The organism is Cellulomonas sp. (assembly GCF_965229465.1).
Classification (GTDB): Bacteria; Actinomycetota; Actinomycetes; order Actinomycetales; family Cellulomonadaceae; genus Cellulomonas.
The window spans coordinates 3377666-3395846 of sequence record NZ_OZ245882.1; the positions used below are offsets into that span (position 1 = coordinate 3377666).

Annotated in this window: 15 protein-coding genes; 11 read left to right on the top strand and 4 right to left on the bottom strand. The window is 72.1% G+C overall.

The window, feature by feature from the left end; translation table 11 throughout:
* Nucleotides 1–80 precede the first annotated feature (80 nt).
* Entirely contained in the window at nt 81–1400 is a 1320-nt protein-coding gene (locus ACO06A_RS16030) for a PLP-dependent aminotransferase family protein (RefSeq protein ID WP_421733206.1), read from the bottom strand.
* 244 nt (nt 1401–1644) lie between these two features.
* Here ACO06A_RS16030 and ACO06A_RS16035 point away from each other — a divergent pair, with 244 nt between their 5' ends.
* The 11 genes from ACO06A_RS16035 (at nt 1645) to ACO06A_RS16085 (ending at nt 14490) form a co-directional block, all read left to right on the top strand.
* Nucleotides 1645–2493: a nitrilase-related carbon-nitrogen hydrolase gene (locus ACO06A_RS16035; RefSeq protein ID WP_175348680.1), complete on the top strand. Its 849-nt coding sequence runs from the start codon at nt 1645–1647 to the stop codon at nt 2491–2493.
* A 16-nt stretch (nt 2494–2509) separates the two neighbouring features.
* On the top strand, nt 2510–3928 hold the full coding sequence (hydA, locus tag ACO06A_RS16040) for a dihydropyrimidinase (protein ID WP_421733207.1): 1419 nt from the start codon (nt 2510–2512) through the stop codon (nt 3926–3928).
* A gap of 13 nt (nt 3929–3941) precedes the next feature.
* Entirely contained in the window at nt 3942–4964 is a 1023-nt protein-coding gene (locus ACO06A_RS16045; RefSeq protein ID WP_421733208.1) for a TIGR03842 family LLM class F420-dependent oxidoreductase, read from the top strand.
* Nucleotides 4961–5896, top strand: a complete 936-nt coding sequence (locus tag ACO06A_RS16050) for an ABC transporter permease (RefSeq protein WP_421733209.1) — start codon at nt 4961–4963, stop codon at nt 5894–5896. The genes ACO06A_RS16045 and ACO06A_RS16050 overlap by 4 nt, the downstream gene beginning before the upstream one ends.
* Nucleotides 5893–6684 (top strand): ABC transporter ATP-binding protein, encoded by a 792-nt coding sequence (locus ACO06A_RS16055; protein WP_421733210.1) that lies wholly within the window; start codon nt 5893–5895, stop codon nt 6682–6684. The genes ACO06A_RS16050 and ACO06A_RS16055 overlap by 4 nt, the downstream gene beginning before the upstream one ends.
* Complete coding sequence (locus ACO06A_RS16060) at nt 6681–7442, top strand: ABC transporter permease (RefSeq protein ID WP_421733211.1); 762 nt, start codon at nt 6681–6683, stop codon at nt 7440–7442. Before ACO06A_RS16055 ends, ACO06A_RS16060 begins: the two co-directional genes overlap by 4 nt.
* 63 nt (nt 7443–7505) lie before the next feature.
* Nucleotides 7506–8666 (top strand): ABC transporter substrate-binding protein, encoded by a 1161-nt coding sequence (locus ACO06A_RS16065; protein ID WP_421733212.1) that lies wholly within the window; start codon nt 7506–7508, stop codon nt 8664–8666.
* Nucleotides 8667–8728: 62 nt separating this feature from the next.
* Nucleotides 8729–10033 (top strand): aspartate aminotransferase family protein, encoded by a 1305-nt coding sequence (locus ACO06A_RS16070; RefSeq protein WP_421733213.1) that lies wholly within the window; start codon nt 8729–8731, stop codon nt 10031–10033.
* A gap of 38 nt (nt 10034–10071) precedes the next feature.
* Nucleotides 10072–10836 carry an SDR family oxidoreductase gene (locus tag ACO06A_RS16075; RefSeq protein WP_421733214.1) on the top strand — a complete coding sequence of 255 codons (765 nt, stop codon included), beginning with the start codon at nt 10072–10074 and terminating at the stop codon, nt 10834–10836.
* Nucleotides 10837–10879: 43 nt separating this feature from the next.
* Nucleotides 10880–12682 carry an ABC transporter ATP-binding protein gene (locus ACO06A_RS16080; protein ID WP_421733215.1) on the top strand — a complete coding sequence of 601 codons (1803 nt, stop codon included), beginning with the start codon at nt 10880–10882 and terminating at the stop codon, nt 12680–12682.
* Nucleotides 12679–14490 (top strand): ABC transporter ATP-binding protein, encoded by a 1812-nt coding sequence (locus ACO06A_RS16085; RefSeq protein WP_421733216.1) that lies wholly within the window; start codon nt 12679–12681, stop codon nt 14488–14490. The genes ACO06A_RS16080 and ACO06A_RS16085 overlap by 4 nt, the downstream gene beginning before the upstream one ends.
* 6 nt (nt 14491–14496) lie before the next feature.
* Here the strand turns inward: ACO06A_RS16085 and ACO06A_RS16090 are convergent, their stop codons facing one another.
* The 3 genes from ACO06A_RS16090 to ACO06A_RS16100 form a co-directional block, all read right to left on the bottom strand.
* On the bottom strand, nt 14497–16560 hold the full coding sequence (locus ACO06A_RS16090) for a PQQ-dependent sugar dehydrogenase (protein ID WP_421733217.1): 2064 nt from the start codon (nt 16558–16560) through the stop codon (nt 14497–14499).
* 135 nt (nt 16561–16695) lie between these two features.
* The gene (locus tag ACO06A_RS16095; protein WP_421733218.1) at nt 16696–17451 is read right to left on the bottom strand and encodes a MerR family transcriptional regulator; all 756 of its coding nucleotides are present in this window, start codon (nt 17449–17451) and stop codon (nt 16696–16698) included.
* A 34-nt stretch (nt 17452–17485) separates the two neighbouring features.
* Entirely contained in the window at nt 17486–18148 is a 663-nt protein-coding gene (locus ACO06A_RS16100) for an HAD hydrolase-like protein (protein WP_421733219.1), read from the bottom strand.
* Between the last annotated feature and the right edge of the window lie 33 nt (nt 18149–18181).

An 18181-nucleotide genomic window follows, 5' to 3' on the forward strand; every position in this document is an offset into this window, starting at 1 on the left:
CCAGATCCGGCCGGGTTCCGCGCACAGAGTAGGCCTGCGGGGTGGCCGTTCGGCAAGTGGAGGGGCAGGTCAGCCGTGGATCAGGGTGCCGCGGCGAGCGCCAGGGCGCGGCCGACGTCCTCGACCTCGGAGCCGAGCAGGCCCACGGTCACGCGGACGTGGGCGGCCGTGGAGCCGTCGCCCGAGAACGGGGTGCCGGGGGCGACGCGGATGCCCGCGGCCTCCAGGCGGACCAGCGCGGTGCGTTCGTCGTGCACCGGGAGCCACAGGTTGATGCCGTCGCCGGGGTCGAGCGCGATGTCGTGCGTGGCCAGGACCTCGCGCAGAGCGCGGCGGCGCGCGAAGTAGACGCGGCGGGCGTGGGCGACGGCCTCGATGGCGCCGCTGTCGGTGAGCAGGTCGACCAGGACGTGCTGGAGCAGGCGGCTGGTCCACCCGGGGCCGAGCATGCGACGCGCGACCAGGGCGTCGAGGACCGCGGCCGGGCCGCCGACCGCGGCGATCCGCAGGTCGGGGCCGTGCGACTTGGAGTACGAGCGCACGTGCACCACGCGGTCGGGCAGCAGGGCGCCCAGGCTGACGTCCCGCGCGGACGCGATCTCGCCCGAGTGGTCGTCCTCGACGACGAGCGCGTCGTGACGGCGCAGGACGGCCGCGAGCTCGCGCGCCCGGGTCGACGTCAGGCTCACGCCGGACGGGTTGTGCGCGCGGGGCTGGAGCACGACGACGCCGGCGCCGCCGGCCAGCGCCTCGTCGAGCTCGTCGGGGCGCATGCCCTGCCGGTCGAGCGTCACCGGCACGCGCTCCAGACCGAGCTGGTCGAGCAGGTCGAACAGGGGCGGGAAGCCGGGTTCCTCGACGGCCACGCGCGAGCCGTAGACCGCCACCTGCTCGAGGGTCCGGCTGATGGCGTCGAGGGCGCCGTCGACGACCGTGATCCGCTGCGGCGCGAAGGGCCAGGACTCGCGCAGCACCACCTCGAGCGCGGGCACGACCGGGGAGGCGAGGTAGGCGCCGGTGTCCGCGGCGGGGCGGTGCAGCGCGACCCGGGCCAGGGCGGGACCGATGGGCGGCAGCAGCTCGGGGTCGGGTGTGCCGGTCGAGAGGTCGATCCGGGCGGGCGCGCCCCCGGCGAGGTCGCGGTAGCGCGGCGGCAGCCAGCTGGCCGGCGGGGGGAGGACCACCGTCCCGGCCCGGCCGCGTGACGTGACGATGCCGACGGCCGCGAGCGCCTGCCACGCCCCGCTGACGGTCGCCGGGCTGACGCCGAGATCGGCGGCGAGCACCCGCACGGTCGGCAGCCGGTCGCCCGGCCGCAGGTCGCCGCCGCGCACCAGCCGGGCCACCGTGGCGGCGATGCCGCGCGGGCTGCGGTCGTCCACGTGGGCGGCGAGGTCCATGCGCGCCAGGATGCACGCCCGACCGGACACATCGGGACGTTGCGCGGCGAGGTCCCGGACGGGGGTCCAGATGTTTACGTGGGCACCCTCGATGTTCGCGTCCAGGTAACGCGCGGTAACACCGCAGAAATGTTCAACCCGGACAGTCACATTCCAGGCTACGGTGCCAAGAACGGGCACTCCGGCGCCGCGTGAGGCTCCGAGGCCGTTCGACGAGGGAACTCGAGAACACTGAGGAGTCCACATGACTGTCGTACGTGTCGCGTTCACCCAGGCCACCTGGACGGGTGACAAGGAGTCGATGACCGCGCTCCACGAGGCGTGGACCCGCGAGGCCGCCTCGCAGGGCGCACAGATCATCGCGTTCCAGGAGCTGTTCTACGGCCCGTACTTCGGGATCACCCAGGACACCGCGTACTACGACTACGCCGAGTCCGTGCCGGGGCCGACGACCGAGCGGTTCGCGGCGCTGGCCAAGGAGCTGGGCATCGTCATCGTGCTCCCCGTCTACGAGGAGGAGCAGCCCGGCGTCCTCTACAACACCGCGGCGGTCATCGACGCGGACGGCAGCTACCTCGGCAAGTACCGCAAGCACCACATCCCGAACCTGCCCAAGTTCTGGGAGAAGTTCTACTTCCGTCCCGGCAACCTCGGGTACCCGGTGTTCGAGACCGCGGTCGGCAGGATCGGCGTGAACATCTGCTACGACCGGCACTTCCCGGAGGGCTGGCGGGTGCTCGCCCTGAACGGCGCCGAGATCGTGTTCAACCCCAACGCCACGGCGCCGGGCATCTCCAACAAGCTCTGGGAGATCGAGCAGCCGGCCGCGGCGGTGGCCAACGGCTACTTCGTCGTCGCCAACAACCGCGTGGGCCTCGAGGACAACGAGTACGGCGACGAGGCGGTCAACTTCTACGGCTCCTCGTACGCGGTCGGTCCCGACGGCAACTACGTCGGCGAGGTGGGCTCGTCCAGCGAGAACCAGCTGATCATCCGGGACCTCGACCTCGACCAGATCCGGATCGTGCGCGAGCGGTGGCAGTTCTTCCGCGACCGCCGGCCGGACGCGTACGGCCCGATCGTGGCGCCCTGAGCAAGGAGGGACAGTCATGACGATCCTCATCACAGGCGGCACCCTGGTCAGCGCGACCGGGCGGACGGCCGCGGACGTGCTCATCGACGGCGAGACCATCGCCGCCGTCCTGACCCCGGGCTCGACCCTGCTCGGCCACGACCTCGCGGCGAGCGTCGACCAGGTCATCGACGCCACCGGCAAGTACGTGATCCCCGGCGGCATCGACGCGCACACCCACATGGAGTTGCCGTTCGGCGGCACCAACGCCTCGGACACGTTCGAGACCGGCACCCGCGCCGCGGCGTGGGGCGGCACCACGACCATAATCGACTTCGCCGTGCAGCGCACAGGGGAGCGGGTCATGGACGGGCTGGGCGCCTGGCACGACAAGGCGGCCAGCAGCTGCGCGATCGACTACGGGTTCCACCAGATCGTCGGCGGCGTCGACGAGGACTCGCTCAAGGCGATGGAGGGCCTGGTCGCCGAGGGGGTGTCCAGCTACAAGCTGTTCATGGCCTACCCGGGGGTCTTCTACTCCGACGACGCGCAGATCCTGCGGGCGATGCAGAAGGCCGCCGACCTCGGGCTGCTCACGATGATGCACGCGGAGAACGGCCCCGCCATCGACGTGCTCGCCGCGCAGCTGGTGGCGCAGGGCAAGACCGATCCGTACTACCACGGCATCGCGCGCGCCTGGCAGCTCGAGGAGGAGGCCACGCACCGCGCGATCATGCTGGCCGACGTGACGAACGCGCCGCTCTACGTCGTGCACGTGAGCGCCAAGCAGGCCGTCGCGCAGCTGGCCTGGGCGCGGGACAACGGCAAGAACGTGTTCGGCGAGACCTGTCCGCAGTACCTGTACCTCAGCCTCGAGGAGCAGCTGGGAGCACCGGGCTTCGAGGGAGCCAAGTGGGTGTGCTCCACGCCCCTGCGCTCGCGGGCCGAGGGTCACCAGGAGCACATGTGGCAGGCGCTGCGGACCAACGACCTGCAGATGGTCTCCACCGACCACTGCCCCTTCTGCATGAAGGGCCAGAAGGACCTGGGCGTCGGTGACTTCCGGGCCATCCCCAACGGGATCGGCTCGATCGAGCACCGGATGGACCTCATGTACCAGGGGGTCGTCACCGGCCAGATCACGCTCGAGCGGTGGGTGGAGCTCACGTCGACCACGCCCGCGCGGATGTTCGGGCTGTACGGGAAGAAGGGCGTGATCGCCCCGGGGGCCGACGCCGACGTGGTGGTCTACGACCCCGCCGGGCACACGTCGATCGGGGTGGGCAAGACGCACCACATGAACATGGACCACTCCGCGTGGGAGGGCTACGAGATCGACGGGCACGTCGACGTCGTCCTGTCGCGGGGGTCCGTCGTGGTGGACGAGACCGGCTACCACGGGCGCGCCGGGCACGGGACGTACGTGCCGCGCGGCCTGTCCCAGTACCTCCTGTAGAAGGGCTCACCACATGGACTTCGGCGTCGTGCTCCAGACGAACCCGCCCGCCTCGCGCACGGTCGAGCTGGCCCGCCTGGCCGAGACCCACGGGTTCAGCCACGTCTGGACCTTCGACTCGCACCTGCTGTGGCAGGAGCCGTTCGTCATCTACTCGGCGATCCTGGCGGCCACCCGCAAGGTGATGGTCGGGCCCATGGTCACCAACCCCGCCACGCGCGACTGGTCGGTGATCGCCTCCCTGTTCGCCACGCTGAACGAGATGTACGGCAACCGGACCATCTGCGGGATCGGGCGCGGCGACTCGGCGGTGCGGACCCTGCACGGCAAGCCGTCCAACCTGGCCACCCTGCGGCAGTCGATCGAGGTGATCCGGGAGCTGGCCAACGACCGGCCGGCCTACCTGCACGGCGCCAAGGTGCAGTTCCCGTGGTCGCGCGGGTCCGCGCTCGACATCTGGGTGGCCGCGTACGGCCCGCTGGCGCTGAAGCTCACCGGTGAGGTGGGCGACGGGTTCATCCTCCAGCTGGCCGACCCCGACATCGCCGCGTGGACCATCAAGGTGGTGCGCGACGCGGCCGAGCAGGCGGGCCGGGACCCCGACGCGATCCAGTTCTGCATCGCCGCACCCATGTACATCGGCGACGAGGGATCGCGTGAGCACATGCGTGAGCAGTGCCGCTGGTTCGGCGGCATGGTCGGCAACCACGTGGCCGACATCGTGTCCCGGTACGGCGCCGACTCGTCGGTCCCGAAGGCTCTGACCGACTACATCGCCGGCCGACAGGGCTACGACTACAACCAGCACGGCCGGGCCGGGAACACGCACGCCGCGTTCGTGCCGGACGAGATCGTCGAGCGGTTCTGCATCCTGGGCGACGCGCAGGAGCACGTCGAGAAGCTCGAGGCCCTCCGCGCCCTCGGCGTCACGCAGTTCGCCGGCTATCTCCAGCACGACAACAAGGAGGAGACGATGCGCGTGTACGGCGAGCACGTCATCCCCGCGCTCGCGACGCCGGTCGTGGCCAGCGCATGACGGACCTCGCGACGACGCTCGCACCGGAGCGCACCGCGCCGGTGCCGGTCCGCCCGCGCGAGCGCTCCGCCGTGGGCCGACGGATCCTCGTCGGGGTCCTCGCCGTCCTCCTGCTCGTCGCGCTCTGGGAGCTGGTCAAGGTCGTCGTCCCGGACGCGGGCGGGCACCTCGGCGAGGCGAGCGTGCTGCCCCGCACCGACGACCTGGCGATGCCGCACGTGTGGACGATCGTCGAGCGGGTGCTCGACCCCGAGACGTCCGCCACCGGATCGCCCACGGTGCTGAGCGCGATGCTCTCGGCCTGCTGGTTCACGCTCCGGGTCGCGCTGGCGGGCTGGCTGGTGGGGTCGGTCGGCGGGCTGCTGCTGGCCGCCCTGATGCAGCGCTCGCAGCTGGCGGAGTCCGCGCTGGTGCCCTGGGTGGTGCTCAGCCAGACGGTCCCGCTGATCGCGCTCGCGCCCCTGGTGGTCGGCTGGGGCGGTCGCATCCACCTCGGTGAGCTCGAGTGGCAGCGGTGGATGTCCGTGGCGCTGATCGCGAGCTACCTGGCGTTCTTCCCGGTGACCATCGGTGCGCTGCGCGGGTTCCAGTCGCCGCCGGCCGCGCAGGTGGAGCTGTTCCGGGCGCAGGCGGCCAGCTGGACCCGCACCATGCTCTCGCTGCGCCTGCCCGCCAGCGTCCCGTACCTCCTGCCGGCGCTGCGTCTCGGCGCCGCGACCGCGGTGGTCGGCGCGATCGTCGCCGAGGTGTCCACGGGCACCAAGGGTGGGATCGGACGGCTGATCATCGGCTACGCCCAGTCGGCCAGCGGCGACCCCGCCAAGCCGTGGGCGGCGATCATCGCGGCCGCGCTGCTCGGGCTGGTCGCCGCCATGCTCGTGTCCCTGCTCGGGCTCGGCCTGGGTCGCTACCGCTATGCGGAGGTCAAGTGAATGCCGTCGAGGCCCGCGCTGTCGGGAAGGTCTTCGCCTCCCGGTCCGGGGACGTGCACGCCCTGGAGGGCATCGACCTGACCGTCGCCGCGGGGGAGTTCGTCTCTCTCATCGGCCCGTCGGGCTGCGGCAAGTCGACCCTCCTGCGCCTGATCGCCGACCTCGACACCCCGACGACCGGCGAGCTCACGGTGTTCGGCAAGACCCCGCAGCAGGCCCGCGAGGCCCAGGACTACGGCATCGCGTTCCAGCAGGCCGGTCTCCTGCCCTGGCGGACCGTGACGGCCAACGTGGAGCTCCCCCTCGAGCTGCACGGCATCGGCAAGGCGGAGCGGGCGACCCGCGCGGCCGAGCTGCTCTCGCTGGTCGGGCTCGACGAGTTCGCCGGCCACTTCCCGCACCAGCTGTCCGGCGGCATGCAGCAGCGCGTCGCGATCGCCCGGTCGCTGGCGGAGCGGCCGAGCCTGCTGCTGATGGACGAGCCGTTCGGCGCGCTCGACGAGATGACGCGCGAGCGCATGCAGACCGAGCTGGTGCGGATCTGCGCGGAGAGCGGTGCCGCGGTCGTGTTCGTCACGCACTCGATCCCCGAGGCCGTGTTCCTGTCGCAGCGGGTGGTCGTCATGTCACCGCGGCCGGGACGCATCAGCGCGGTGATCCCGGTGGAGCTCGGTGACCAGCGCGGGGAGGGCCTGCGGGAGGACGCCTCGTTCTTCGCGGCCGTCACCGCAGTGCGTGAGGCGCTGCACGGCACCCCGGCCACCGCGCGGGGGGTGGACCTGCGATGACCGCCACGTCCGTCCGGCGGTGGGCCGCGCCGATCGTCGTCGGCGTGGTCGCACTGGCGATCTGGCAGGCGTTCGTCGTCGGTGCGGGCATCAAGCCGTACCTGCTGCCGAGCCCCACGGCGATCGTGGAGCAGCTGCTCCTGGTGGTCCCGCTGGTGTGGTCAGCCGCGCTGGCCACCGGCATGAACGTGCTGGTCGGGCTGGTGGTCGGTGCGGTGGCGGCCATCCTCGCCGCGATCGTCGCGGCGCGCAGCCGGATGGCTGACACGCTCCTGTCGCCCACCGCGGCGGCCCTGTCGGTGATGCCGATCGTGGCTCTCGCCCCCGCGCTGAACACGATGTTCGGCACCACGTCGACCACCCCACGCCGGGTCGTCGTCTCGGTCGTCGTGTTCGCCCCGGTGTTCGTCAACACGCTGCGCGGCCTGCGCCAGGTCCAGCCGGTGCACCGCGACCTGCTCAAGGCGTACGCCGCGACCCCGCGCCAGATCACCCGCACGGTGACCATCCCCGGGGCGCTGCCCTACCTGTTCACCGGCCTGCGCATCGCGTCGTCGACCGCCGTGATCGCGGCGATCGTCGCGGAGTACTTCGGCGGTCTGCAGAACGGCCTGGGCTCCCGGATCACGTCGGCGGCGTCGAACAGCGCCTACGCCCGGGCGTGGGCGTTCGTGCTCGGCGCCATCCTGCTGGGACTCGTGTTCTACCTCGCGACCCTCGCGCTCGAGCGCGCCGTCGCGAGGCGTCAAGGGGGCTAGAACGTCCGCCTGCCACCGCAGCCAGGCCGGCCGATATCCGCACAGCCAACGAGAGGGAGAACGATGAGACTCACCAGGCGTACTGCGTGGGGCGCGGCCGCGGTCGGCGTGACTGCCGCGCTCGTCCTGTCCGGATGCAGCTCGGACAGCGGCGAGGAGCCCGAGGAGGAGCCCTCGATGAGCTCCGAGGTGCTCATCCCGGTCAAGCTCCAGCTCCAGTGGTTCACCCAGGCCCAGTTCGCCGGCTACTACGCGGCGATCGACCAGGGCTACTACGTGGACGAGGGCCTCGACGTCCAGATCATCGAGGGCGGCACGGACATCGTGCCGCAGTCGGTGCTGGCCGACGGCTCGGTCGACTACGCGATCGCGTGGGTGCCCAAGGCGCTGGCGTCGCGTGAGCAGGGCGCCGGCATCACCGACGTCGCCCAGATCTTCCAGAAGTCCGGCACCCTCCAGGTCTCGTTCGCGGACAAGGGCATCTCCACCGCGGCCGACCTCGGGGGCAAGACGGTGGGCAACTGGGGCTACGGCAACGAGTTCGAGCTGTTCGCCGGCATGACCAAGGCGGGGCTCGACCCGGCCACCGACGTCACGCTGGTCCAGCAGCAGTTCGACATGAACGCGTTCCTGGCGGGCGACATCGACGCTGCCCAGGCGATGACCTACAACGAGTACGCCCAGCTGCTCGAGGCCGAGAACCCCGACACGGGCGAGCTGTACACGGCCGACGACTTCACGGCGATCGACTGGAACGACGAGGGCACGGCCATGCTCCAGGACGCCATCTGGGCGAACTCGGAGAAGCTCGCGTCCGACGAGGAGTACCGCGACACGACCGTCAAGTTCATCAAGGCGAGCCTCAAGGGCTGGATCTACGCGCGCGACAACCCGGAGAAGGCCCGGGACATCGTCGTGGCCCAGGGCTCGCAGCTGGGCAACAGCCACCAGCTGTGGCAGACCAACGAGATCAACAAGCTGATCTGGCCGTCGCCGGAGGGCATCGGCTGGATCGACGAGGACGCCTGGAAGCAGACGGTCGAGGTGGCGCTCACCACGAAGAACGACCAGGGGGCCACGGTCATCACGACCGAGCCCGACGCGGACGCGTTCTCGAACGAGTACGTCAAGCAGGCGCTGGTGGAGCTGCAGAACGAGGGCGTCGACGTGTCCGGCGAGGACTTCGAGCCCATCGACGTCACACTCGAAGCCGGCGGCAACTAGTCCCGTCGCGCGGGCGTCGGCAACGGCGCCCGCGCGCGGGTTCGCACCAGAGGGGAACCACCATGAGCACCGACGACGACGCCACCGCGCTGCGTCTCGACCGCGACCACGTCTTCCACTCGTGGTCGGCGCAGGCGCACCTGAGCCCGCTGGTCATCGCGGGCGGGCTCGGGTCGACCGTGTGGGACCACGCGGGCCGCAGGTACCTGGACTTCTCCAGCCAGCTGGTGAACACGAACATCGGGCACCAGCACCCGAAGGTGGTCGCGGCCATCCAGGAGCAGGCGGCGACGCTCACCACCGTGGCGCCGGCGACCGCCAACCTCACGCGCGGGCGCGCCGCCGAGAAGATCCTCAGCCACGCGCCGGCGGGGTTCTCGTCCGTGTTCTTCACCAACGGCGGCGCTGACGCCAACGAGAACGCGATCCGCATGGCCCGCCTGCACACCGGCCGCGACAAGGTGGTGTCGGCGTACCGGTCGTACCACGGGAACACCGGTGCAGCCGTGGTGGCGACGGGGGACTGGCGGCGCGTGCCCAACGAGTACGCCCGCGCGCACGTGCACCACTTCGGCCCGTACCTGTACCGGTCGGAGTTCTGGGCGACCACCCCGGAGCAGGAGTCCGAGCGCGCGCTGCACCACCTGGAGCGCGTGATCCAGGCGGAGGGTCCGACGTCTGTCGCGGCGATCCTGCTGGAGACCATCCCCGGCACCGCCGGGGTGCTCGTCCCGCCTCCCGGCTACCTCGCGGGGGTCCGCGCGATCGCCGACCGCTACGGCATCCTGCTGATCCTCGACGAGGTGATGGCGGGCTTCGGCCGCACTGGCGAGTGGTTCGCGTTCGACTCGTTCGACGTGGTCCCGGACCTGATCACCTTCGCCAAGGGCGTCAACTCCGGGTACGTCCCCGCGGGCGGCGTGATCCTGAGCGAGCCGATCGCGACGACCTTCGACGACAGGGTGTTCCCCGGCGGGCTCACGTACTCCGGTCACCCGCTGGCGATGGGTTCGATCGTCGCCGCGCTCGACGCGATGGCCGACGAGGGGATCGTCGAGAACGCCGCCGCGATCGGCCGCGACGTGCTCGGTCCGGGGCTGGCCGAGCTGGCCGAGAAGAACCCCCTCGTCGGTGAGGTCCGCGGGCTCGGGGTGTTCTGGGCCGTCGAGCTGGTCAAGGACCAGGCCACGCGCGAGCCCGTCGACGCCGCCCTCATGGGACGCATCAAGGCCGGCGCGCTGGCCCGGGGGCTGCTCCCGTTCCTCGCGGACAACCGCGTGCACGTCGTCCCGCCCTGCGTCGTCACCCCCGACGAGGCCGCCACCGGGCTCGGACTGCTGACCGAGGTGCTCGCCGAGGTCGCCTAGCCTTCTGCCCGTCCACCACCAGCACTGGAGCTTCCTGCATGAGCACAGCCACGCCCCGACCCCGCCGCGCCCTCGTCACGGGGGCGTCCTCCGGGATCGGCGCCGCGACCGTCCGCCGCCTGCGCGCGGAGGGCTGGGACGTCGTCGCGACCGCCCGCCGCGCCGACCGCCTGGCAGTCCTGGCGCAGGAGACCGGCGCGGGCACGATCGTCGCGGACGTCACCGACGACGCGGACGTCGCACGCCTCGCGGCCGAGGTGGCCGACGGCGGTCCGCTCGACGTGCTGGTGAACAACGCGGGCGGTGCGTTCGGGCTGGACCCGGTGGAGTCGGCCGACCTCGAGCACTGGCGCCAGATGTACGAGCTCAACGTCCTGGGCACGCTGCGCGTCACGCAGGCGCTGCTCCCGCAGCTGCGCGCGGGCGAGGGCGGGGACATCGTCGTGGTGACCTCGACCGCGGCGCACGGCACGTACGAGGGCGGTGCCGGCTACGTGGGTGCCAAGCACGCGGAGCGCATGCTCGCGACGACGCTGCGCTGGGAGATCCTCGGCGAGCCCATCCGGATCATCGAGATCGCGCCGGGCGCCGTGGCCACCGAGGAGTTCTCGATGGTGCGCTTCGACGGGGACAGCGAGCGGGCCGCTGCCGTGTACGCCGGGTACGAGCCGCTGGTCGCGGACGACATCGCCGACGCCATCGCGTGGTCGCTCAGCCGGCCCGCACACGTCAACGTGGACCTGCTGGTGGTCCGCCCGCGGGCCCAGGCCAGCAACAACAAGGTGGCCCGCAACGGCGTGTGAGATGGGCCGGGCAACTGTCGGAGGTCGTCCGTAGGGTGGGGAGGTGCCCTCCCCAGAATCCACCACCCGGGTACTCCTGCGCCTGCGCCACTGGGCGCGGCCGGCGCTCCCGCGCATCGCGCTCGGTGGGCTGACCGCCCTCGGCGCCAGCCTGCTCGCGCTCGCGGTGCCGCAGGTGCTGCGTGTGATCGTCAACGGCCCCCTGCTCACGGCGGGGTCGCAGCGCGGGGTGGTCCTCGGCGCACTGGTCGTGCTGGGCCTCGGGGTGCTCGAGGCGTTCCTCGTCTGGTGCCGCCGCGCACTGCTGCTCACCCCGGGCACGGGCGTGGAGCGCGACATGCGCAGCGACCTGTTCCGGCACCTGCTCGACCTGCCGGTGGAGTTCCACGACCGCTGGTCGGGCGGGCAGCTGCTGTCCCGGATCATGTCGGACCTCGGCACCATCCGGCGCTGGACCGTCTTCGGGCTCACCATGCTGGCCGTCAGCTCCGCGACGCTGGTCGTCGGGATCGGGCTCATGCTCGCCACCAGCTGGGTGCTCGGCCTGGTGTACCTGGTGGGCGCGGTGCCCATGATCTGGCTCGGCTTCCGGTTCCGCGAGGACTACAAGGTGGTCGCCCGGCAGGCCCGGGACCAGGCAGGTGACCTCGCGACGACCGTCGAGGAGTCGGTGCACGGCATCCGGGTGCTCAAGGCGTTCGGTCGCGGCGACGACGCGCTCGACGGCTTCGTCCGGCAGGCGGACGACCTGCGGACCACCGAGGTGCACAAGGCGAGGACGCTCTCCCGCGTCTCGTTCGCGCTCGGCGCCATCCCGGAGGCGATCCTCGCGGTCGCGCTCGGGTTCGGCGTGGTGCTCACCTCCCGCGGGGAGCTGAGCGTGGGCGCCCTGGTCGCGTTCTTCGCCACCGCGGCCGTGGTGAACGGCCCGGTGGAGCGCCTCGGCATGCTGCTCGCGATGACGCTCGACGCCAAGGCCGCGACGGACCGGTACCTCCAGGTCATGGACACGGTGTCGACCGTCCGGGACCCGCAGCAGGCGGTCGCGCTGCCCGCCGCCGACCCCGCCGGCTCCCGCGTGGAGCTGTCGGGTGTGCACTTCGTGCACCCGCGCGGCGGCGTGGACATCCTCGCGGGCATCGACCTCGTGCTGGAGCCGGGCGAGACCATGGCGTTGGTCGGGCTCACCGGCAGCGGCAAGACGACCCTGCTCCAGCTGGTGCCGCGGCTCTACGACGTCACGGCGGGGAGCGTGCGGATCGACGGCGTGGACGTCCGCGACCTCACGCGCGCCAACCTGCGCTCGGCCGTGTCGATCGCCTTCGAGGACCCGATCCTGTTCTCCGCCTCCGTCCGGGAGAACGTGCTGCTGGGCACCGACCTGACCGGTCCGGCGGCCGACGAGCTGGTGCGCGAGGCCCTCGACGTGGCCCGCGCGGGGTTCGCGTACGACCTGCCCGACGGCCTCGACACCGTGATCGGGGAGGAAGGTCTGAGCCTGTCCGGCGGCCAGCGCCAGCGCGTCGCGCTCGCCCGCGCGATCGCCGTCCGACCCCGGGTGCTGCTGCTCGACGACCCGCTGTCCGCCCTCGACGTCACCACCGAGACGGCCGTGACGGTCCGGCTACGCCAGATGCTCACCGGCACCACGACGCTCGTCGTCGCGCACCGCCCGTCGACGGTCGCGCTGGCCGACCGGGTGGCGGTGCTCGAGGACGGCCGGATCACCGGGGTCGGCCGCCACCAGGACCTGCTGTCGTCACACCCGCACTACCGGTACGTGCTCACGGCGCTGTCGGCGCTGGACGACGCGCAGCCCGACGCGCTCGCGGAGGTGCGGCCGTGAGCGTCCTGACCTCGGAAGCCTTCGGTGTCGAGACCACCCGCGAGGAGTCGCGGCGCATCCGGCGTCGGTCGCTCGGCCTGCTCCGGTCGCTGCTGCGGCCCGTCTCGGGCGCCGCCTGGGCGACGGCAGCCCTGGTGGTCGGCTCGCAGCTGGCCGCCGTGGCCGGACCGGCGCTCGTCGCCTACGGCATCGACCAGGCGCTCCCCGCGCTCACCGCCGGCGACGCGCGGCCGATCACCCTGGCGACCGCGGCCTACCTGGCCGCCGCGCTGCTCGGCGGGCTGCTCACGGCCGCGACCGTCCGGGCGTCGGCCCGGGTGAGCCAGACCATGCTGCTCGACCTGCGGCGCCGCGTGTTCCGGCACACCCAGCGGCTGAGCCTCGAGTTCCACGAGACGTACACCTCGGGCCGGATCATCTCGCGGCAGACCTCCGACGTGGACGCCCTGCGCGAGCTCCTGGACGGCGGCGTGACCACGCTCGCGTCCGGGGTGCTGGCCATGTTGTTCACGGCCGTCTCGCTCGTGCTGCTCGACTGGCGCAGCGGGCTGGTGCTGCTCATCGCGGTCGTGCCCGGCGTCATCCTCACGCGGTGGTTCCAGGTGCGCTCGCAGGTCCAGTACCGCAAGCAGCGGACCGCCGCGGCCCGGCTCATCGTGCGGTTCGTCGAGACCATGACGGGGATCCGGGCGGTGCAGGCGTTCCGCCGGGAGCCCCAGGTCGGCGGCGTCTACGGCGGCCTGGCGGAGGACTACCGCGAGACGAACGCCCGGTCGATCCGGCTCAACGGCGTGTTCGACACGGGGCTCACCCTGATCGGGAACGTCACGGTCGCGGCCGTGCTTCTGGTGGGCGGCCTGCGCGCGCTCGACGGGGGCCTCGAGGTGGGGGTGCTCGTCGCGGCCGTCCTCTACGCGCGGCGCTTCTTCAACCCGCTCCAGCAGATCGGGATGTTCTACAACTCCTTCCAGTCGGCGACCGCCGCGCTGGAGAAGGTCGCCTCGCTGCTGGCCGAGGAGCCGACGGTGCCCGAGCCGGTGCACCCCGCGGGCCTCGACCACCCGCGCGGCGACGTGCGGTTCGAGGACGTCGAGTTCGGCTACGGCACGGGTCCGACCGTCCTGCCGCACATCGACCTGCACGTCCCGGCCGGGCAGTCGATCGCGCTGGTGGGGCAGACGGGCGCCGGCAAGTCCACGATCGCCAAGCTGCTTGCGCGGTTCTACGACGTCCGCGCGGGTGCGGTGCGGCTCGACGGGCTGGACCTGCGCGAGATCGACCCGGTCGACCTGCGCCGGGCGGTCGTCATGGTGACGCAGGAGGCGTACCTGTTCTCCGGCTCGGTCGGCGCGAACATCGCGCTCGGCAAGCCGGAGGCGACCGCGGCGGAGATCGAGTCCGCCGCCCGGGCGGTGGGGGTGCACAACCTCATCGCCTCGATGCCCGACGGGTACGACACCGAGGTGGACAAGCGGGGCGTGCGGCTCTCGGCCGGGCAGCGCCAGCTCGTCTCGTTCGCGCGCGCGTTCCTGGCCGACCCCGCCCTGCTGATCCTCGACGAGGCGACCAGCTCGCTGGACGTGCCGGGGGAGGCGCTGGTGCAGCTGGGGTTGCAGACCCTGCTGGCCGGCCGCACGTCGGTGGTCATCGCCCACCGGCTGTCCACGGTGATGGGGTCGGACCGCGTGCTGGTCATCGAGGGCGGCCGGATCGTCGAGGACGGCTCGCCGGACGCGCTGGTGGCGGCCGGCGGCCGGTTCGCGGACCTGCACACCGACTGGCAGCGCTCGCTGCGCCGGTCGACGTAGGACCGCTCAGCCGCCCAGCGTGACCCGGAAGATCCGCTCGTTGCTGTTGTTCGGCACGCTGTCCTTGTCGCCGGTGGTCGTCGTGGTGAGCCACAGCCCGCCCCCGGGCGCCGGCTCGACCGTGCGCAGCCGGCCGTAGGTCCCGCTGAAGAACGTCTGCACGTTCGTCAGAGAGCTCCCGCTGATGACCGCGCGGTACATCCGGGCGCCGCGCGCGCACGCCACGTACAGCGCGTCGCGGACGATCGTGATCCCGGAGCACGACCCCTCGGACGTCGGGTAGGTCCGCTTGGGCGCGACGAACCCGGCGGTCCCGCACGTGCCGGACGTGCCCTCGCAGGCGGGCCAGCCGTAGTTGCCGCCCTTGACGATGAGGTTCGTCTCGTCCATCACGGAGTTGCCGAACTCCTGCTCCCACAGCCGGCCCTGCGAGTCGAACGCGAGGCCCTGCGGGTTGCGGTGGCCGTAGCTCCACACGTAGTTGCCGAACGGGTTGTCCGAGGGCACCGTCCCGTCCGGGTTGAGCCGCAGGATCTTGCCCGCGAGGTTCGAGGTGTTCTGCGCGTTGTCGCCGTTCTGGGCGTCGCCGGTGGCCGCGTACAGCTTGCCGTCCGGACCGAACCGCAGGCGCCCGCCGTCGTGGAACTTGTTCCGCAGGATCCCGCTGACCAGCACCTGCTCCGTGCCGGTGTCGAGCACGCCGTTCACCAGCTTGATGCGCACGATCCGGTTGTCCGTCGGGGACGTGTGCATCAGGTACACCCACTGGTCCGTGGCGAACGTCGGCGACAGGGCCAGGCCGAGCAGCCCGCCCTCACCGTCGGTGCTCTGCACGTTGGGCACGGTGCCGACGGTCGTCTTCGCGCCGGTCGCCGGGTCGAGCCGGACGATGTCGTGCGCGTCGCGACGGGTGTAGAGGATCGAGCCGTCCGGCAGCGTGTCGAGGCCCCAGGGGATGTCGGTCTCGGTGCCCACCTGCGTCACGCCGCACACCGCGGTCGCGCAGGCCGCACCGGTGGTCACCGAGGTCGCCGCGCTCGCGGCGGAGGTGTTGCCCTGGGCGTCGCGCGCGACGACGGTGTAGGAGTACGTGGTCGCCGCAGCGAGCCCGCTGTCGACGAACGTGGTGACCGGCGGCGTCCCGGTGACCGTGCCGACGGCGGTGCCGCCGCGCCGCACCTCGTACGTCCGCACCCCCACGTTGTCCGTCGACGTAGCCCAGCCGAGCGTGACGGTGGTGCCGGAGACCGAGGCGGTGGGCTTCCCGGGTGTGGTCGGTGGCTGCGTGTCGGCCTGGCACTGCGGGACGGTGATCGTCACCGTCGAGCTGGCCTGCGACACGTTCCCGGCCGCGTCGCGAGCGTTCACGTAGAGGCCCCAGACCGCGCCGGGTACCACGGGCAGGCTGGTCGACAGCGTGCTGCCGCTCACCGAGGTCATGAGCTGGCCGTCGTGGTAGATGTCGTAGAAGCGGACCCCGACCGCATCCGTCGAGGCGTTCCAGGCGAACGTCACGCTGCTGCAGGTCAGGCTGCTGACCCGCGGGTTGCCCGGAACGGTCGGCGCCGTCGTGTCGCTGGTGCGCAGCGACGTCGTCCAGCTCTGGTTCGTCTGGCCGTTGCACGTCCACAGGCCGACCGCGGTGCCGTTGGCGGTCCCGCGTCCGGAGACGTCCAGGCACAGGCCGGACTGCACCCCGACGATCGTGCCGTTGGTCTGCAGCGTCCACTTCTGGTTCGGCCCGCCGTTGCACGGGTAGATCTGCACGACCGCAGGTGCCGTGGTGTCCTGACCGGCGACGTCGAGGCAGGTGGCGGCGTCGTAGACCTGGAGCTCGCCGGCCGTCGTCAGCGTCCACCCCTGGTTGGCGCCGCCGTGGCAGTCGTAGATCGACACGCCGGTCTTCGCGGTCCGCGCCGCTCCGTCCACGTCGAGGCAGCGGCCGGAGCCGACGCCGACGACGGTGGCAGGGCCGGCCACGACGGCGGCGGGCGCCGGTGCGGCGAGGGTGACGACGAGAGCCGCCGTGGCGACCAGGGCCGCCGGGATCCGTGTGAGCGTCCACCGCATGGTCTGCTCCTGCCGCGCCGTCGGAGGGTGCTGGGCGACCGTCCAGTCATCGCCGGGTGTCACTCTGTCGCAACTCGAGCCAACTCGCACGGCGGGGAGGCCCGTCAGGACGACGGACCTCCCCGCTGACGCTCCCTACAGGTGGCGCGCCGCGTACTCGTGCAGCGCGTCGCGGACGAACGTCGCCCCCTGCTCACCGCCGTAGTTCTCGGCGAACCGCGGGTCGGCGACGTACATCTCCGCCAGCCCCACGACGTACTCCTTGACGGGCGTCGACCCGTGCCCGGGCGTGCCGGGGATGCTGCCCAGCCACGCGACGTGCCGCCGGGCCAGCTCCTGAGCCTCGTCGGACGCGGGGTCCGCGCCCGCCGACGCTGCGGCACCCCACGCTGAGGCCAGCCGTGCGGTCTCCGCCTTCCAGGCGGCACGCTCCTCGTCGGTCATCCCGCGCCACCAGGCGTCGGACGTCGCGTACGCGTCGGCGCCCCAGCGGCGCTCGACCTCCTCCTTGTGCTGGGTGTGGTCGAACCCGTCGAACATGTCCTCGGCCATGAGTGGCCCTCCGTTCTCCCGTGCGGTGATGGTCCGTTCGACCGAGGCGGCTTGTCGCTCCAGTCGGCGCTGCTCGCTGCGCAGCCAGTCGAGGTGGTGGCGCAGCGCCGCCGTTTCGTCCTGCTCCCGGTCGAGCACGCGGCCGATGTCCGGCAGCCCGAGCCCGAGCCCGCGCAGCAGCAGGATCCGCTGCAACCGGACCAGTGCCTGGTCGTCGTACCAGCGGTACCCGTTGTCGCCGACGCGGCTGGGCTCGAGCAGCCCGATCGCGTCGTAGTGCCGCAGGGTGCGGCTGGTGGTGCCCGTCAGCCGGGCCACCTCCTGGATCGATGCCTCCATGCCGTCCACGGTAGGAGTTGACGTAGCGTCAAGGTCAAGCGGCCGCGGCGACCAGTCTGCGCAGCACGGCAGCGGTGAGCTCCGGCGGTGTGCCGACGACCTCGGAGACGCCCGCGGCGACCAGCTCGCCCGGGGCGGCGTAGCCCCAGGTCACCCCGATCGTCTCGATGCCGTGCACCCGCGCGCCGTGCACGTCGTGCTCCCGGTCGCCCACCATCACCAGCGGGTGCGCGTCGGGGTTAGCCGCCAGCGCTTCCGCGATGACGTCCGCCTTGGTGGAGGTCGACTCGTCGACCGGGGCGCCAAACACTCCGTCGACCAGCGCACTGAGCCCGAACGCGTCGCAGATCGGGTCGGCGTAGATCTGCGGCTTCGACGTGGCGACGACCAGGCGCAGTCCGGCCGCCCGCAGCTGCGTGAGCACCTCGGGGATGCCGTCGTACACGCGGTTGTCGCGGATCATCCCGTCGACGAACACCCCGCGGTACGCGCGGACGGCCTCGGCCACCCGGTCCTGCGGGACCCCGTGGGCGGGGAAGCTCTGCGTGATCGGTGGTCCGACGAACGAGCGGAGCGTCTCCGGCGTCGGCACAGGAAGGCCGAGGGTCCGGTACGTGGCGGCGATCGACGCGGTGATGCCGGGGGCGGAGTCCGTGAGCGTTCCGTCGAGGTCGAGGAGCACGAGGGGAGTCGTCACGCGTCCGATGATCCCCCGTGGTCGCCCGAAGCC